Source organism: Paenibacillus sp. FSL R5-0713, from assembly GCF_037973325.1.
Classification (GTDB): domain Bacteria; phylum Bacillota; class Bacilli; order Paenibacillales; family Paenibacillaceae; genus Paenibacillus.
Genome location: NZ_CP150229.1, coordinates 2,233,486 through 2,250,547, shown reverse-complemented (window position 1 = coordinate 2,250,547; position 17,062 = coordinate 2,233,486). Strand labels below are relative to the sequence as shown.

The 17,062-nt window shown below is 47.7% G+C and carries 16 protein-coding genes; 1 reads left to right on the top strand and 15 read right to left on the bottom strand.

Annotated elements, in window-relative coordinates; all coding sequences use genetic code 11:
* Window positions 1–10: 10 nt before the first annotated feature.
* The 9 genes from MKZ12_RS10300 to MKZ12_RS10260 all read right to left on the bottom strand — a co-directional run bounded on the left by MKZ12_RS10300 (window position 11) and on the right by MKZ12_RS10260 (window position 9,456).
* The gene (locus tag MKZ12_RS10300; protein ID WP_339260267.1) at window positions 11–949 is read right to left on the bottom strand and encodes a hypothetical protein; all 939 of its coding nucleotides are present in this window, start codon (window positions 947–949) and stop codon (window positions 11–13) included.
* A gap of 161 nt (window positions 950–1,110) precedes the next feature.
* On the bottom strand, window positions 1,111–3,042 hold the full coding sequence (locus MKZ12_RS10295) for an ABC-F family ATP-binding cassette domain-containing protein (RefSeq protein ID WP_339260265.1): 1,932 nt from the start codon (window positions 3,040–3,042) through the stop codon (window positions 1,111–1,113).
* Between the two features lie 59 nt (window positions 3,043–3,101).
* Complete coding sequence (locus MKZ12_RS10290; RefSeq protein WP_339260263.1) at window positions 3,102–3,680, bottom strand: TetR/AcrR family transcriptional regulator; 579 nt, start codon at window positions 3,678–3,680, stop codon at window positions 3,102–3,104.
* 12 nt (window positions 3,681–3,692) lie between these two features.
* The gene (locus tag MKZ12_RS10285) at window positions 3,693–4,502 is read right to left on the bottom strand and encodes a DUF92 domain-containing protein (RefSeq protein ID WP_339241149.1); all 810 of its coding nucleotides are present in this window, start codon (window positions 4,500–4,502) and stop codon (window positions 3,693–3,695) included.
* Window positions 4,503–4,730: 228 nt separating this feature from the next.
* Window positions 4,731–5,504, bottom strand: a complete 774-nt coding sequence (locus tag MKZ12_RS10280) for an ABC transporter permease (protein WP_339260261.1) — start codon at window positions 5,502–5,504, stop codon at window positions 4,731–4,733.
* Window positions 5,505–5,521: 17 nt separating this feature from the next.
* Window positions 5,522–6,298: an ABC transporter ATP-binding protein gene (locus MKZ12_RS10275; RefSeq protein WP_339241144.1), complete on the bottom strand. Its 777-nt coding sequence runs from the start codon at window positions 6,296–6,298 to the stop codon at window positions 5,522–5,524.
* Between the two features lie 25 nt (window positions 6,299–6,323).
* Window positions 6,324–7,379 carry an ABC transporter substrate-binding protein gene (locus tag MKZ12_RS10270; RefSeq protein WP_339260259.1) on the bottom strand — a complete coding sequence of 352 codons (1,056 nt, stop codon included), beginning with the start codon at window positions 7,377–7,379 and terminating at the stop codon, window positions 6,324–6,326.
* An 11-nt stretch (window positions 7,380–7,390) separates the two neighbouring features.
* Entirely contained in the window at window positions 7,391–8,839 is a 1,449-nt protein-coding gene (locus MKZ12_RS10265) for an aryl-sulfate sulfotransferase (protein ID WP_339260257.1), read from the bottom strand.
* A gap of 59 nt (window positions 8,840–8,898) precedes the next feature.
* Window positions 8,899–9,456 carry a MarR family transcriptional regulator gene (locus MKZ12_RS10260; protein WP_339260255.1) on the bottom strand — a complete coding sequence of 186 codons (558 nt, stop codon included), beginning with the start codon at window positions 9,454–9,456 and terminating at the stop codon, window positions 8,899–8,901.
* A gap of 387 nt (window positions 9,457–9,843) precedes the next feature.
* Between MKZ12_RS10260 and MKZ12_RS10255 the strand changes: the two genes are divergently transcribed.
* A complete protein-coding gene (locus tag MKZ12_RS10255; protein WP_339260252.1) occupies window positions 9,844–10,251 on the top strand; it encodes a hypothetical protein in 408 nt (135 codons plus the stop codon).
* 135 nt (window positions 10,252–10,386) lie between these two features.
* Here MKZ12_RS10255 and MKZ12_RS10250 read toward each other — a convergent pair whose 3' ends face one another.
* From MKZ12_RS10250 to hemE, 6 genes are all read right to left on the bottom strand, one after another.
* Window positions 10,387–11,019 (bottom strand): fumarylacetoacetate hydrolase family protein, encoded by a 633-nt coding sequence (locus tag MKZ12_RS10250; RefSeq protein WP_339260250.1) that lies wholly within the window; start codon window positions 11,017–11,019, stop codon window positions 10,387–10,389.
* 46 nt (window positions 11,020–11,065) lie between these two features.
* Entirely contained in the window at window positions 11,066–11,818 is a 753-nt protein-coding gene (locus tag MKZ12_RS10245) for a glycerophosphodiester phosphodiesterase family protein (protein WP_253433275.1), read from the bottom strand.
* Window positions 11,819–11,842: 24 nt separating this feature from the next.
* Window positions 11,843–13,135, bottom strand: a complete 1,293-nt coding sequence (locus tag MKZ12_RS10240) for a CapA family protein (RefSeq protein WP_339260249.1) — start codon at window positions 13,133–13,135, stop codon at window positions 11,843–11,845.
* A 304-nt stretch (window positions 13,136–13,439) separates the two neighbouring features.
* Window positions 13,440–14,864: a protoporphyrinogen oxidase gene (gene hemY, locus MKZ12_RS10235; RefSeq protein ID WP_339260248.1), complete on the bottom strand. Its 1,425-nt coding sequence runs from the start codon at window positions 14,862–14,864 to the stop codon at window positions 13,440–13,442.
* Complete coding sequence (gene hemH / locus MKZ12_RS10230) at window positions 14,864–15,814, bottom strand: ferrochelatase (RefSeq protein ID WP_221823324.1); 951 nt, start codon at window positions 15,812–15,814, stop codon at window positions 14,864–14,866. The genes hemY and hemH overlap by 1 nt, the downstream gene beginning before the upstream one ends.
* Entirely contained in the window at window positions 15,807–16,871 is a 1,065-nt protein-coding gene (gene hemE / locus MKZ12_RS10225; RefSeq protein WP_339260247.1) for a uroporphyrinogen decarboxylase, read from the bottom strand. The genes hemH and hemE overlap by 8 nt, the downstream gene beginning before the upstream one ends.
* Between the last annotated feature and the right edge of the window lie 191 nt (window positions 16,872–17,062).

Below are 17,062 nucleotides of genomic sequence, written 5' to 3'. Positions count from 1 at the left end.
GTCCTATCTCTTAATCTGCCTGTTCCACATAGGCATGATATTTATGCTCCAAACGCTCTAACTCTGCCCTGTGGTCACGCATTTCATTGCTTAACACATGCATGGTCTGTCGAACCGCACTCAGTCCATCTTTCACCTGACGTTCGGCTTTACGAATTTTGTCCTGAACCATCCAGTCCACAAAGAGGTTATCAAAGAAATAGTCTGCGAAAGAAAGCAGACCTCCCAGATGCAGATCCGCATGTACTGCCATCTCTACATCCTCCAATTCCTTTTGAAAACGTCGTAGACGCTTTCCTGCATCCATAATGGCGACCTGAGCGTCATCCATACGTCCCCGCTTGATATGTGTGGAGATTACCCCACCACCCATCATGTCATATATGCCCCAATTACCTGCCGAAGCCAAAGCCTTCTCGGCACGTTCAAGGGCATAGACCAGGTATTCCCCTTCCCGGAAAGCTTCGTCCAGTTCCTGAAGTTCACTCGCCAGATGTTCCCGATTTTCAGCCATGTGTTGCAATTCAGCATCCTGGTCCAGCAGACGACCTTCCTTCTTCCCCCACAGAGCGTTGTAATCGCTTTGCCAGTATTGATACTGCCGCCCGCCCTCCAACTCCTGCTCCACATGAATTCGTTGCTCCTGTACGTCTTGTAACATGCGACAAGCGGTATCGTATGCAGCCTTGCTTTCCATCAATTCGAGTTCTTCCTTCTCCAGCTGCTCCGTTTTCTTGCCAATCAGCTGATAGAAAAATGCTGCCAATGTCATACTGTTCAGTCGATCAACATCTTTCTGCTCCTTCTGGAGGTGCTCCTGACGACGTTTTACCTTTGCTTCCCATTCGGTTTCTTCCGTTTGAAGCTTCTCCAAACGCTTGGTCCATTTCTCGTAAATTCTCCCCTTTTCCTTGAGTACCGCCAACTGTTCATTGATTTCTTTATACATAAGTATGGTGTTCTCTCCCTTCTATGGAATTCTTTACTTATACAACGTAATGAATATACTGAACGTTTCACTTTCATGCGAAATTCACAAACAAAAAATAGCCCTCTCCTCCAAAGCGACATCAAGTCACTCTAGAAGAAAGGGCGATGTTTAACTATAAATTAAGACTTGCTCTGTTCAATCTGCTCTGCAAGTTCATTCAGAATGGTCCAGCGTTCCATCAATTCGTCCAGATGACGTTCAGCCTCAACCTGCTCCGCCATCAACTCCTGCAGACGGGCAGAATCACTAAATGACTCTTCCATCTCTTTATTAATCCGGACAAGATTGGCTTCAGCCTTCTCAATATTTTCATCAATCTGATCGTATTCACGTTGCTCCTTGAAGCTGAATTTCAACTTGGGTTTAGCTGCTGACACAGCGGGAGTTGTTTTCTCCGATGACTGCTTCACCTTCGTTGATCCTGGGTCACTCTCTTGCGTAGCTCCAGGTGCATTTTTCAGCATCCATTCCGCATACTCACTGTAGTCGCCGACATGTACACGTACAGCACCGTTGCCCTCAAAAGACAGCACTTTATCCACCGTACGATCAAGGAAATAGCGATCATGGGATACCACAAAGACAACACCTGGAAAATCGTCCAGATAGTCTTCCAGTACAGCGAGTGTCTGGATGTCCAGGTCATTCGTCGGCTCATCCAGCAGCAATACATTCGGCGCAGCCATCAGAACACGCAGCAGATACAGACGACGTTTCTCTCCACCAGAGAGGCGGGAGATTGGCGTCCACTGGGATGCCGGGGTAAACAGGAACCGCTCCAGCATCTGGGATGCTGTGATCAGAGAGCCATCGGCTGTTTTCACATTCTCGGCCACTTCCTTGATGTACTCAATGACACGAAGAGATTCATCCATCTCCTGATGCTCCTGGGTGAAATAGCCCAGATTGACCGTAGGACCGACGTCAACCACGCCTGCATCAGGTTCCAATTTGCCAGATATCATCTGTAACAGCGTAGACTTACCACTACCATTCGGTCCAACAATCCCTACCCGATCTCCAGGTACGGCAATATAACTCAGATCTTCAATCAGTGTGCGGCCACCGACGGATTTGGAAAGATGCTCGATCTCCAGAATCTTTTTACCTAGACGAGTGGAGCCAACCGATACTTCCAATGAACCGGAGCGCTGGACTCCTTGTTGGTCTTTGAGTTGTTCGAAACGATCAATTCTCGCTTTTTGTTTCGTCGTCCGTGCCTTGGCACCACGACGAATCCATGCGAGCTCCGTCCGAAGCAAGTTTTTACGCTTCTGTTCGGAAGAAGCTTCCCGCTCTTCACGCTCTGCCTTCAGTTCCAGAAAGCGTGTATAGTTGGCTTCATACCGGAACAAACGACCATGATCCAATTCCAGCATGACATTGGCCACACGATCCAGGAAATACCGATCATGCGTAATCATAAGCAGTGCGCCGCGACGCTTCTGCAAATACTGCTCGAGCCATACGACCGAATCATTATCAATATGGTTCGTCGGCTCATCCAGAATGAGCAGTTCGCACGGGTGAATCAAAGCAGCAGCGAGTGCTACCCTTTTGCGTTGTCCACCAGACAACGTGCCCATCAGTGCATCGAATTGACGAATACCCAGTTTGGACAAGATACTCTTCGCTTCACTCTCCATCTGCCAGAGCTGAAGCTGCTCCATTTGCTGATTCAAACGTAATAATCGCTCTTGCAACGCTGGATCGGAGGAATTCAGCTCCAATAATTCCATCGTTTCCGTATATTCACGCACGGTTTTCATTTCCATGCTGTCACCTTCAAATACTTGTTGCAGTACCGTATTGTCTGGATTGAAGTCCGGATTTTGGGCAAGGAACTGAATACGTACGTCATTACCGATGGAGATCTGTCCCGCGTCTGCCGGTTCCATACCGGATATCACACGCAAAAATGTGGATTTACCGGTGCCATTTACCCCAACGACACCAATCTTGTCCTGATCAGCCATGCCAAATGAAGCATCCTTGAACAATATTTTTTCGCCATAACTTTTTGCAATCTGCTCTACCGTCATTATGTTCATTGCTCGTACCCACTTCTCTGTAAAATAAAATTCATATTACGCACATCCACGCACTCACTTTAAACTTGTAAAAAAGAACGGCATCCGTCCAGAAACAATGCTGCTGCAAAGGCAATTCGTTTGTTCAGATGTTCCTCATTGAACTCCGGATTCAACATGATATCCATCTTCAGCCGGTCCAGAATTCCAATATAAGCTTCAGCAAGCAATACAGGCTCAGGTACACTTGCACTCTCCAGTACTTCACGCACCATGCTCATGTATTGGTTCATGAATGCCTTCATGAATTTCATTAGATCCGGATCATTATTGGGTGCCATAAAAAAGAGTTTGGTATGATTGCGGCGCTCATAATAATACGTAAGGTGGGTCTTGGCTATTGCTCCAAGTTTATCACCTGTGTTGTCATGTGAGTTCAAAGCATATTCAAGACGACTGATAAAACTGTTACAGTCCCGCTTGGATACTGCGATGAATAGTTGTTCCTTGCTTTTGAAATATAAATAAATGGTGCCTTTTGCAATGCCGGCTTCGTCTGCTATATCAGACATTTTGGTCTCATAAAAACCTTTCGAGCCAAAAATACCATAGGCCGCATCCAAAATAGCCTCCGATTTGTCTCCCTGTACCGTACTCAAATGTACTCCCCCTTACAACGCCAAAATGTTACCTAAACCTATCGCCACGCATCCTCCGATAACCGAACTAAGTACGTTCACCAGGTCGTTGCTCATCCATGCCCAGCCACGAGCCCGAACCGTTGGATGCCCGCAATGTTCATGCACCTCAACTTCACGGCCACACACAGTGCAACGATACATCTTCTGCACCGTTGCGCCCAGATAGGAATCGGCAAAAGCACCTGCCAACCCGCCTACAAGACCGACAAAAGTCCAACTAAACAGACCAAGGCCTTCGATCCCGGCGATCCACGAAAACATGAAGGCTCCCGCACCAATCAGAGCCCCGCCTGCGGCTGCAGCCGCGGTGCCGAGAAATGAGACACCTCCTGAAGCACCTGGTGTAAGTACCTTCCATGTGAGAACAGAGCGCGGCGGCTTGCGACTGAGACTCCCGAGTTCAGTTGCCCATGTGTCCGATGTCACGGTAGCCATTACACCAATGAACGCATATATCCATGCCGGATGTGGAAATATCCAGTATCCCAGACATAGGAACATGCCCATTCCACCATTAGCCATTACTTGCCCAGCGTCCCGATTTCCTGACTTGGCATAGGATTTCTCCAGCTCCTGCTTCCGATCTTTACGAAACCTGGAGAGCAACGTTGAAGTAATAAAAAATAACAATAACGTGCCAAACCAGAACAGGTTACCCGCTCCGTAATATATCGTTCCCATCATGATTGCTGCCAAGCAGCCAGACAGAGTTAGCGACTTTTTTGCATAGGCAGCACCTGCCACCATAGAAGCGCATACGGCGCCAATAATCCAATCCATAATGTCTCCTGCATGCAGCATATGTACAGCCCACATGACGTTAATTGTATTTTTGAAATTCAATTATACCACGGTTTGATGCCAATGCCGAAACTCCTGAGGCCAGCACACAAAAAACCTGTTTCGGCCTCGTCTAAAAGTGCCAAAACAGGTTATTGACCAAACGTCACAACAAGATGAATCCCCTTCTCAAGTAACGTCTGGAATTGCGTATTCTTATGTTCTCATTCAGACTCGTTTTGCTCCGCCAATGACCCCATATCGGTAGAGGATCCTGCGACCAAACCAATTGAACAATCGATCCGTCAGGAATCCCATAAAACCCAGGGAAATCAGTCCGACAAAGATCCAATCCGTACGGAAAAAGAGTCTGGAATTCCAGATCAGGTAACCCACTCCCTCATTTGCGGCAATCATCTCCGCACCAATGATAGCCATATAGGAAGTTCCCATTGCCAGGCGCACACCTGTGAAAATATACGGGGTTGTCGCCGGAACAATCACATGCAGCAGAATCTGCCGTTCATTGGCTCCCATACTGCGTGCCGACCGGATTTTGTCTTCTTCAACGGAGAGCACACCCGTTAAGGTGTTTAGCACAACAATGAAGAAGGTTGCGTACATGATGAGTGCAATCTTGGATTGCTCACCAATACCGAACCACACCAAGAATAAGGTAATAAAGGCGATCGGCGGGATAAAGCGTATAAAGTTAAGGAAGGGTTCCGCGAACAGCCGGATGAGATGAACTTTGCCAATAATCAGCCCTACCGGAATAGCAATGATGCTTCCGAGTACCCAGCCTGCAAGTACACGCGTGAAGCTGATTCCGATATACTGCATCAGCGTACCGTCAGCAATCAGTTCACGCGCTCCCAGAATCGTATCCCAAGGGCCAGGGATTACGTCAGGTCCATAGATGAGGGCACCAAACTGCCAGATCAGGATGACTGTTACCCACAGGAGCGGGATAGACACCGATTTTTTTTCCAACCATTTCATCTCACATATCACCTCAGTTATTCTTCAAAGTGGCCTTGAATTTGGTCATACAGGGTGTTGAACTCAGATGAGGCGATGTTCCTCGGGTAAGGTAATGTGTTGTGGTAAATATCCGTAATATTCGAAGACGGACCTACAGACATAATGCCTATGCGCTCACCAAGCAATAACGCCTCCTGAATATCGTGGGTGACAAAGATAACGGTCTTATGAGTTTCTTTCCAAATATTCACCAGTTCCTTCTGCATCGTACGCCGCGTCATCGCGTCTAGCGCACCGAATGGCTCATCCATCAGCAAGATCGCCGAGTCATTCGCAAGTACACGGGCCAATTGAACCCGCTGCTTCATGCCCCCCGAGAGTTCTTTTGGAAATTTCCCCTCATGAGCACTTAGTCCAACAAGCTGGATGTATCGATCAGAGATCTCACGTCGTTGTGCCTTAGGTACCTTGGACATTCGGAGCCCAAATTCCACATTCTCTCTCACGGTTAGCCATGGAAAAAGAGAGGAATCCGCCTGCTGGAATACCATCGCCCGATCCCTGCCCGGTCTGTCAATCTCCTTGTTATCCACCTTGAGCTGGCCACCCGACTTGGAAATAAAACCCGCGATCATGTTCAGCAGCGTTGACTTCCCACACCCACTGGGACCAAGCAGGACGAAAAATTCTCCTCCCTTGATAACCAGATCGACATCCTTGATGATATAATGCACATCTCCATTAGTCGGGGCATGATACGTTTTCCGAAGTTGTTCGATATGAATGGTATGCTGAGTTGCAGGTAAGGACATCACGAACACCTCCCATTTGAATGAATTATTTGCTATATGTCACTTTTTTCGGCAGAGCCTGCTGGAGAGAGGTCAGATTGAGTTTGGTGTCGAGATCAAAATCTTGTTCAATGATTCCGGTATCCACCATATATTGCTTCTGACCTGCCAAACTGTCATAAGCGGCCTGCGTAAATCCAACTTCCCATGGATTGATCGGAAGGTCTTTCAACGTGGCATCTTTAGGCTGTTTGGTCTCTTGATACATCAGATCCGCAACTTCTTCAGGATGCGCTTGGGCATACGCGGATGCCTCATCAAGTGCCGCGAGAAAGACACTTATCTTTTCGGGGTTTGCCTGGATGAATTCATTACTGGATACCAGCCCCATACCAAGACGTATAGGGGTCTGGGACATATCCGTCAGCTGATGAACCCCTTCGAGTGCATCGAATTTATCAGTTAACGCAGAGCCTATCACCCAGGCGGCATCAAGGTCGCCCTGTTTCAGTGCGATGTAGGACTCATCAAAAGCCCCCTGACCAATTTGCGTCACATCACCCAGCGCTAATCTCTGATCTTTCAGATATTCATCCCATAGATACGGAATAAATGTGCCTCGAATGAAACTTACTTTCTTGCCCTTCAAATCCGCTCCGCTCTGAATATCCTTTCTTGCATACAGCTTCCAGGCGGCTGCCGCTTCATCCGTAGCCTGACCAGCCGAAGCGATGACTGAATATTCTCCTTTAGCCAATGCATTCAATACGGGAAAATCTGCCCCATACGCAATATCCACCTGTTTGATAAATAGTGCATTTACACCTTCAGCCGGTGAGCCAAACGTAATACTCTCTGCGTCAATGCCTCTTTTTTCAAAGAAACCTTTGGCAATGGCTACCCTGAACGTTGGGTTGGTACTGGTATCTGCGATTCGAATTTTTACATTCTCGGCATGTTTACCCGAAGCGTCTTTGGTTCCGGACCCTGCTGCGCTTGAACTGCATCCGGATAATAGGAGTGCCGTAGCCAGGAATGCTATTAACACGCCGGTAATTATGGATGGTTTTCTCACAATATACACCCCATTCAATCTAGTCATGATCTTGACGCCTAATCGCCCAATTTGCCTTCATCCGACGTTGCCACACAGGCTGCACCTTCCACAAACGGAAGAGTTGTCTCCACACTCACGATGGATGCAGAACCTTTGGGTGCTGCTCCCGGCACCCTATAGGTGGAGACATCAATGGCTTCAATGGGAACTTCCTGCGGCTTCTCCAACTGTGGAACCCACTGATAAGGAACTCGATACGAGCGATAGACCATATTGGTATTTCGCCGATCCGTGTAAGGGGAGACATATTCCCAGACCAGCTCATGCTCGGCTGTCACTTCGAACAACCTGCCATTGGAACCTTCGGTTATCAAGGTGTTGCCGTTAGGTAAACGCTGAGCGGAACTGATGTATGGACTATAAAATTTATAGGAATCCGTTGGAACAGAAAATCCAGCTTCTGCCGATGTATACTGCCAAACAATCTCCAGGGTGACCGGGTTAATCTCCAACACACGCGAGTGATCCCGAATCGCATGTTTTAATCCAAATGGGGAAACCGGATTCGGAAGGCCGTAACCTGCCCAGCCGCCATTGTCGAATACAAGCAAGTTCCCTTCTCCAGGAAGGCCCTGAGGAATGATATGTGCATGATGCTGCCCGATAATTGTGCCAATGTGCTTCGCTTCAGTTGAAGTATAGTCGGGGCCCAGTCTCCATACGATTTTTCCGCTCTGCCTGTCTGTAATTGCGATTATATTGGCCTCTCTGGCATCCCAGATAATATTGTCAGGGTGGAACCGTTCGTCTCCGTCTTCATAGAAGCGGTTGGGTCCAACATAAGAAGCAGAATTAATATGTAACCAATCACCCACACCACCACCCAAATGACCAAAAGAACGTGTATTCGGATCACGGAACAGAACATTTCGAGCAGCTTCATCAAAACCTAATTCTTCAAAGTGCTCGTTAGGCAGCCATTCCCAAAGTACCTTCCCCTCCCAATCCACTTCAATAATGGCGTCATCAAGCAATGGCTTATCTGAAATTTGCGGGTTACTCACATTTTTGTGAGCCAGGATAAGTGTGTTGCCACTCTTCGTCTTCGGTGCAAGCCCAGGTGCATAGTACCCTACCGGATTACCCTCACGCTGATAATCATGATGCTGGCGGGCATACCATAGTGGCTCATACCCCGGATCTTCAATATGTTCGTAGCTATTGTATTTCCATACAATGTTACCGTCCCAATCTACTTGAACCAGATCAACATTATCCTGAATGCCGAACTTCGGATCTCTACGACCTGTGCTGCCCAGCACGTAACCTCCAGGTAATATTTTGGCCGGGAATCCTAACAACCCTTTCCACAGGTGAACCTCCTTACCATTCATATCAATCAATACTACGCCTTCTTCACCTGCCTGATAGACGGTATAACCGCCCCAAGCCTTGTCCGGATTGTATAACGTCGCTCCAGTTGGATATATTGTTGAGTGTCCCATTGATCATCTCTCCCCTAGAATGTTTGTGGTATATCAAATGTCATTACTGTGATCCAACCTCAATAACTGAGATAGTTACTCTTCCCGGTATTGTTCCGCTGCTTCTGCTCAAAGTTACTTGTGGAGGAGCTATCATGTTCTTGTATCCCGTTGCTCTCCGCCAATTCCAGCACTGTGTCCGAGAATCCCTCCAGATTCGCTACTACCCGCTCGTAGAATTGACTTTGCTGCTCCAGTTCCTCCGCCGTAAAACCCTCAAACAGAAGCGTGATACATCGGGCACCGATGTTGCTGTTTCTCGCATACATCTCCCGCCCGCTGGATGTGATGTCCAGTAAAACCGTCCGGCGATCGTCTTCCTTTCGTCTGCGGATGGTGAGTCCCTTTTTCTCCAACTTATCGGTCAGAGCTGTAATGGCACCAGATGTGAAGTCCAACTGTTCTGCCAGATCTCCAAGACGCTGTTCTCCCTCACGAATGATCTTGTGCAGGATAAGCATGCCCGGCAGGCTGATGCCCTCTACAGAGATACGATCCCGCTCCTTGACGAATCGTCTGACCATTTTGCGAAATAACCAATCCGTCCGCTCCAACGCTTCCCAGTCTCTATCACTCATCTCATTACCTCCTTGATCGTCTGAAACCTCAATAGCACACGAAAAAAAGCCCCCGTAGACATTCCATTGTGGAGTAGTCCCGGGAGCCTTTGGTGGTCCAATCAGCTCGATTTATTTTCAGTTCAAATTATTTCACTGTTCATTTAATGAGTATTAAAATAATTGAGATCATCATATAACCAACTAACCCAACCTGTCAAGTGAGAATTATGTGAGTGATCTTCTTTTACGGTCGTTCTCTGTCGGGCTAAATTATTTATTCCGTTTTAAGTTTCACTTCAGGTTCTCCGTTTACACTATTCACAGATCGATACATCAACAAATACATCTACGACAAGCTACGAATCAGTTCGTTCGTACTCTACTACAGAAATGAGGAATATGCATATGAACATGAAACGAGTCATTATTATAGGCACCATGTTTGTCACCATGTCCTTCGCCGGAACAGCATGGGGCCAATCTGCCATCTCCCCCATACCTACTGCCAAATGGTCCATCGTTGACCTGGATCCTGGTGAGGGAAGCAGTGACGAGCTGCTCAGCGCTCTTAATCAGTCTTCAGAAGAGGATCTGTATCAGAAGCTCTACAACGGTAAGTCGCTGAGAACGATTACGGAAGAAAACAGGGGGAATTGGGATGAGGTGATTGCTATACAAGTAAGACAGCTCAGAGAGCAATTGGATGAGCGACTCGCAAGTGGAAGCATCAGCTCGCAACAACACGCTGCACAACAAGCTGAACTGGAGGCGTTGGTCACGCAGAGCGCAAATACAGCTTATAATCTGACGTAATTAAAAACCTACCTGTACGATGAAAATGTGAAAATGCCATGAATAACATAACAAAAAGGAGCGTATGCACGCCCCTTTCCTGTACCCTATAACATTTCTACTTCTCAAGCAGGTATGATCTGTACTGTGTAATCCTTATTGCCCTGCCCCAATCGTGCATGCACCCAAGGATTTGCCGTCCCATGCCAGTTCGAGCACATCTCCTGCTTGTGTTGGTCCAACACCTTCCGGTGTTCCTGTGAAAATGACATCTCCCTGCCCCAGGCCGTAATGGTGACCTACATAATCCACAATATCCTGTAAACTGAAGATCATGTTACGAATGTTACCACGTTGAACTTCCTCACCGTTTTTAGTCAACGTAAAGTCTTTCTCCAGCAGTGTTGCCACCCCCGGGAACGCCTGAAATGCAGTAACCGGAGCCGAATTTTTGAATCCTTTGGCCGCTGTCCACGGGTGGCCCTTTTTCTTAATCACGGACTGTACGTCACGTAACGTAAAATCAATACCAAACGCATACGCATCCACCAGCTCATCTACCGCCATACCTGGCTCATAAGCCCGGCCGATCTGCACGACCAGCTCAGCTTCATAGTGAACTTCACCCTTGGTAGCAGGCAATTCAAGCGTTTCACCACTCAGGGGCACGACTGCATGAGAAGGTTTCATAAAGATCATTGGTTCATCCGGAACCGCGTTACCCAATTCTTCCGCGTGAAGTTTATAATTGCGTCCTACACAGTATACATTGCGAATATTAGTCAACATGGGTATATTACCACCTTTATTGGATTCAATAGTGCATTTAGAGTAATTACGGTCTGAAGAATCGGCTGCTCGTCTCCTGAAATGCCAGCTCCCATACGTCAGGACGGTTCGTACATAACATGAGCTCTGGATCAACTGCGGCCAGTTTCTTCATAATGGTCTTGTCATCTACTGTCCAGGCCATCACCCGAATACCTGCACTCCGCATCTCGTTCATTAAGGATTTGTCTACATTGGTGTATCCAATGGAGAGAAATGTACAATTCATCTGCTGCAGGGCAGTTAACAGATCACCTGGTCGTGCATCGATAATCAGCCCCGTCTGGATCTCCGGTGCAAGCTTCTTCACTTCGATCAGAGCGGCTGGTTCAAATGAGGTGATCACCACATCATTTTGCATATGTCTTTTTCTCACTTCATGTATAACAGCCGCAGGCAGACCCGGGTACATGTCTCCCTGCGTTTTCAGTTCAATGTTAAGACGTACTCTGCCGCACGAGCGATCTAACAATTCACTTAGCGCCGGAATCCGTTCGCCCTTGTAAGACTTGTTTTTCCATGCTCCAGCATCCAAACGTTGCAGATCAGCCCAATCGGTTTCCCGAACCAGACCCTTGCCATTCGTCGTACGATCCACTGTAAAATCATGAATAATCACTGGCACACCATCACGCGACAACTGCACATCCAGCTCCATCCACTGAACTTCAGGCCGTTCCATGGCCATTAGAAACGCAGCCATCGTATTCTCTGGTGCAATAGAAGAAAATCCACGGTGCGCTACACAAAGGTTGTTCATTCGATTCCCTCCTCAAAAAGATTATTAATTAGGCGAAGCGACTCCATTTCCATCATATCGTATGCCTGGCGAAAGCTTTGCCATCTGTTGCAGCAGCAGTTTGTTTGCCTCATCAATCATTGGAATGGCCTGACCAAGCGCCGCTTCATAAGGGATGACTTTCATGCTGCAAGCTGCATCAGGAGTACAACGTGCCTGAAATACCGCTGTTTTCCATGTCTCTTCGGTGGTTGATCTGGAGAAAATAAAATTTCCCGTACTGTATGCAATCCATTTCCCCTTATAATACTCCAACCCTTGCAACACATGAGGATGACCACCTATGACCAGATCTGCGCCAGCATCCACAAACTCATGAGACAATCGGGTCTGGTCACTGTTCGGAGTACTTACACGTTCCTCGCCCCAGTGCGCAACCACGATTACCAGATCAGCCTTCTTACGGGCCTCCTGGATCGCTTTGACCGCTCCTGTGGAATCATAGGCTTCAGCCACACCAGCCCGATTGCCCTCAGCCTTCCAACTCGTTTCCGGTACAACGCGGGAGAACCCAAGCAATGCAATCTTCATACCTTTGCGTTCCAGATACGCTGGTGCATACGCTTCATCCCTGTTCATGCCAGCCCCGGTGTGAGCAATACCATATTCCTTGAGATAGGTTAACGTATCTACCAAACCCTCAACACCCTGATCCAGAATATGATTGTTAGCCAAATTGACAGCATCAAAACCCGCAGAGGCCATTGCCGCCAATGCTTTGGGCGAAGATTTGTATACATATGTTTTGTCTGCTGCCCCCGTACCTCCCAGGGTTATCGGTGTCTCCAAGTTGCCGATGGTAAGATCATCATCCTTGAATAATCTGCCGAGTTTAGCAAAGGGATAATCATAACCGTTCTTATCCAGCAGTTCAGCAACTTTGCCCGAAAATTGAATATCCCCGACAAAATTAATGGTGACATCCTTCGCTGAATTGGAAGGTTTCGACGTCTCTGATTTGGTATCCGCACCTGCATTTCCCTTGGTGCCGGACGGCGTCGAATCTGTAGCAGGTTTTTTCGTTCCGGATTCGGCTTTCCCATTATTGGTATTGCCTGAAGTATCAGGTTTCGCTACGCCGGATGAATCACCTGCATCTGCTGTTGTTTCTTCATTCGTTGCTTCGGCGTCTTCTTCCGGAGTCTCATCAGACTCCTCCGAGTCTGGAGAACTTACTTGATCCCCGCCTTTGGCATCGTCTCCAATGGAAGGCTGATCCTGATCAACAATTTCCTGCTTTACCGGCTGGTCTGCCTGTTGCTGACGTGTGTTAATCACATAAAAAATGCCCACCAGACCAATTGTCATGATCAATAAAAGATTAATTGTCCAGATGATTCTATCACGGGTGCGCTTTCTTTTTTTTCTCTCTACACTTCGATCTGATCTTGGGGGATACATAAGCAACTCCTCTTCTTCACAGCCATACATACCATTATATCAGGCATATTCTGGATTTCCATCTTTCCTTGGAACTGTATCTATTGAAAGGGGATTAACTCGCTTTGCTTCCAGATCTTCATATGAAAAAAGCCATCTCTCCAGTAGATAATTCTACGGTGAGACAGCTCTCTTGCTGTACTTAATCTGCTGCAAGCGCCTGTGTTGCCAAAATAGACATTTCCTTCGCTTGTTTGATGCAATCCGGCAAGCCTACGCCCTCATAACCTGCACCTGCAATGTACACACCCGGTAACTTGCTACCAAGTTCTTCACGCAGGGAGGCAATATGTTGGAGATGTCCCACCGGATACTGAGGCATGGATTTTCGAAGCCTTGTAATCTCGGAGAAGATCGGCACCGCTTCAATACCCATCGTCTCTCTCAAATCTTTGAGAACCAGATCCGTCAACGCTTCGTCTGGAAGCTCTACGTTCTGTTCGTCACCCGAGCGACCGACATAACAGCGGAGCAGTACTTTATCGTCCGGGCTGGTATGCAGCCATTTCGTCGATGTCCACGTGCAAGCCGTAATATTGCGACCCTCTTTCCGCGGAACAAGGAAACCCGATCCGTCGAATACATGCTCCACCTCTTTTTTCTCAAAAGCGAGCACTACATTGGCCACAGATACATAATTAATCGCATCCAGTGCCGCTGTGTCCACGTGAGGCTTCAACAGATCTGACGCGACATATGTCGGCACAGTAACCACTATATCATCAGCTTCAAGCATTTCACCATTTTCCAGCTCAACATGGTATCTGGTCTGCGTTCCATCAAGACGTTGCAGTGACTTCACCGCGGTGTTCAGACGTTGATCCACATCCTGCAACTCATGGACAAGTGCATGAACAAGGCTCTGCAGTCCCTGACGAAAGTTCAGAAAAGCGCTCCTTTTGGTTCCGGTATGCGTCTCAGCCGGTTTGCGACCTGTCATCATGCCCCGGATCAAGCTGCCGTAATCCCGCTCTACTTCGCCGAACTGCGGGAATGTAGCCTGAAGGCTTAATCTCCGCATATCACCTGCATAGATTCCCGCGAGCAGTGGTTCGGTCAAGTTCTCCAGCACTTCAGCTCCAAGACGGCGTTCAATCATATAACCGAGCGATTCATCCTCTGTTGTACGACGAGGCGGGATGACAAAATCCATCAACGCCCGCAGTTTGCCTGCCGGAGAGACAAGCCCGCTTCTCAGGAACGGTCTTAATTCTGTAGGAATACCGAGAACGAGTCCTGCTGGCATAGGATGAAGCTTGCCACGCTGCATGATATACGTTTTCTTCGACTCCGGATTCTGACTGACCAGCTCATGATCAATCTCCAATTCTTTAGCCAAATCAATCATTGCTGTTTTGCGAGCGAGGAAGGAATCCGGCCCTTTTTCAATCACAAATCCATCCCGGTGCAGTGTCTCAATCATGCCCCCCATGGACGAGCTTTTCTCGACCAGAGTAATCACAGGTTCAACGCCCGCTTCCCGGTAATGCTTGCGGATATAAAATGCCGCGCTGAGGCCGGTGAGGCCACCGCCGACGACAACAACACGGCGTTTCTTATCACCCATTACTCATCCGACCCTTGCTGCCATTGGCTTATAATAACGTCGCTTAACGTCTCCATGTACAGAGGATCGCTATTAAGAGAATCAATACGCATCAGGCGCATATCGATCTCTTTGGCAATCGATTTGGCCTCAATATCGAGATCATAGAGTACTTCGAGATGATCCGAGACGAACCCGATTGGTGCCACAAGTACATCCTCTACCTGTTCACGCGAAAGTTCCTGTAACGTATCCAGAATATCCGGTCCGAGCCAAGGCTCAGCTGTTCGTCCGGCACTTTGCCACGTAAATTGCCAATTGGTTATTCCTACACGTGAGGCAATCACTTCCGAAGTCTCCAGCAGTTGTTGCGGGTACGGATCCCCCATCTCCACAATACGTGCCGGCAGGCTGTGAGCACTGAACAATACCTTCACGTCCCCACGTTTTGCTCCAGCTTCCTCAAACGCATCCAACTTGGCACTGACACGCGTGGACAGCGCCTGAATTAATTTCGGATGCAGATGATAACTCTCAATAAAGGACATATGGACGCCCAGCTCTTCTGCCTTTTCACGCGCACGTTTGATATAACTGCCCACACTCATTGTGGAGAAATGAGGAGCCAGTACAATACCAATTGCAGTCTGAATTCCGTCCTTCGCCATCTGTTCCACGCCGTCCTCAATAAACGGATAGGCATGCTTCAGTCCTTGATAACAACGGAATTCCACATCAGCGCCACGCTCATCGCGGTTTAAAGTCTCCTGAAGAGCCTTGACCTGATTGTCCGTGTTCTCCCGAAGCGGGAATACACCGCCAACAATGGCTTCATATCGATCCGTCAGTTCCTTCAGTTGCTCCGGTTCAGGCGGACGTCCTCTGCGGATATGTGTGTAATACGCTTCAACACTTTCCATATTTTCTGGTGTGCCATACGACATCACCAGTACACCTACAGTATTAGTCATTAGTAATCGTCACCCCTGTCTTTAATGCTTCGGCAGAATACTCATGAATATAAGCCGTTAATTCTCTGAGCTTATCAAGGGAGGCTTCAGGAAATAGTCCGTGCCCCAGATTGAAAATATACCCCGGCTCCTTGATCCCTTCGTCGATAATCAATTTGGCTTGTTCCTTAATCAATTCCATCGGTGCAGTCAGCAAATAAGGGTCCAGATTGCCTTGTACGGCAAATTTGCCGCCAAGTCGTTTACGCCCTTCCGAAATCGATACTCTCCAGTCCAACCCAATCACATTGGCTTGCAGATCATGCAGCGCTGGCAACAATTCGCCCGAGGCGACACCAGGGAAATAAATCTTCGGTACATTCAAATCCGATAATTCGGTAAAGATACGGGTAATCGTAGGCAACACATATGTTCTGAAGTCTTTGGGAGAAAGTGCTCCAACCCAACTGTCAAACAACTGGAAAGCCTTGCCGCCATTCGCAATATGCGCACGGACATATGTAATAACCATATCACCAAGCTTCTGCATCAGCTTATGCCACACCTCAGGCTCGCTGTACATCATCGTTTTGGTACGGATATAACCTTTCGAAGGTCGGCCTTCGATCAGATAACTCGCAATCGTGAAAGGTGCGCCCGCAAACGTAATCAGAGGCACGTCAAGCTCCTTATCCAGAATTCGAATAGTCTCCAGAATATGTGACAGATCTCCTTCTACGTCGATGGGGCGTAGTCGATCCACATCTGCAGCTGAACGAATAGGATTATCGATTACCGGTCCAATATTTTTAACAATGTCAAAATCAATGCCCAATGAGGCAACCGGATTCATAATATCGGAATACAAAATAGCCGCATCTACACCCAGTTTGCGTACCGGCATGAGTGTAACTTCAGCCGCCAGCTCGGGTTGTTTGCAGATTTCTAACAAGGAGTACTTTTCTTTAATCTTGCGATATTCAGGATCGTAACGTCCGGCTTGACGCATGTACCATACCGGGACGCGGTCTACCTGTTGTTTGAAACTTGCCCGAATCAGTCGATCATTATAGCTCATGTAAGAAGCCTCCAATAGTTTTTGGACTCATAATTACCATTATGCCCTTTTTAAACAGCTGTAACAACCACATGCGGATGCGTTCTACGTGACAATACTATGACATTCCTTACACTCATCCCCCATATGCCAATTGTGTTATAATGAAAGAATCGATTTTTTTAGAGAATTACAGAAATATCTTTGAAAGG

Excerpts from the sequence above, each read along its gene's own strand:
- MKZ12_RS10300 (WP_339260267.1), bottom strand. The coding sequence starts at position 949 with ATGTATAAAGAAATCAATGAACAGTTGGCGGTACTCAAGGAAAAGGGG.
- MKZ12_RS10295 (WP_339260265.1), bottom strand. The coding sequence starts at position 3,042 with ATGAACATAATGACGGTAGAGCAGATTGCAAAAAGTTATGGCGAAAAA.
- MKZ12_RS10285 (WP_339241149.1), bottom strand. The coding sequence starts at position 4,502 with ATGGATTGGATTATTGGCGCCGTATGCGCTTCTATGGTGGCAGGTGCT.
- MKZ12_RS10280 (WP_339260261.1), bottom strand. The coding sequence starts at position 5,504 with ATGAAATGGTTGGAAAAAAAATCGGTGTCTATCCCGCTCCTGTGGGTA.
- MKZ12_RS10275 (WP_339241144.1), bottom strand. The coding sequence starts at position 6,298 with ATGTCCTTACCTGCAACTCAGCATACCATTCATATCGAACAACTTCGG.
- MKZ12_RS10270 (WP_339260259.1), bottom strand. The coding sequence starts at position 7,379 with ATGACTAGATTGAATGGGGTGTATATTGTGAGAAAACCATCCATAATT.
- MKZ12_RS10265 (WP_339260257.1), bottom strand. The coding sequence starts at position 8,839 with ATGGGACACTCAACAATATATCCAACTGGAGCGACGTTATACAATCCG.
- MKZ12_RS10260 (WP_339260255.1), bottom strand. The coding sequence starts at position 9,456 with ATGAGTGATAGAGACTGGGAAGCGTTGGAGCGGACGGATTGGTTATTT.
- MKZ12_RS10255 (WP_339260252.1), top strand. The coding sequence starts at position 9,844 with ATGAACATGAAACGAGTCATTATTATAGGCACCATGTTTGTCACCATG.
- MKZ12_RS10250 (WP_339260250.1), bottom strand. The coding sequence starts at position 11,019 with ATGTTGACTAATATTCGCAATGTATACTGTGTAGGACGCAATTATAAA.
- MKZ12_RS10245 (WP_253433275.1), bottom strand. The coding sequence starts at position 11,818 with ATGAACAACCTTTGTGTAGCGCACCGTGGATTTTCTTCTATTGCACCA.
- hemY (WP_339260248.1), bottom strand. The coding sequence starts at position 14,864 with ATGGGTGATAAGAAACGCCGTGTTGTTGTCGTCGGCGGTGGCCTCACC.
- hemH (WP_221823324.1), bottom strand. The coding sequence starts at position 15,814 with ATGACTAATACTGTAGGTGTACTGGTGATGTCGTATGGCACACCAGAA.
- hemE (WP_339260247.1), bottom strand. The coding sequence starts at position 16,871 with ATGAGCTATAATGATCGACTGATTCGGGCAAGTTTCAAACAACAGGTA.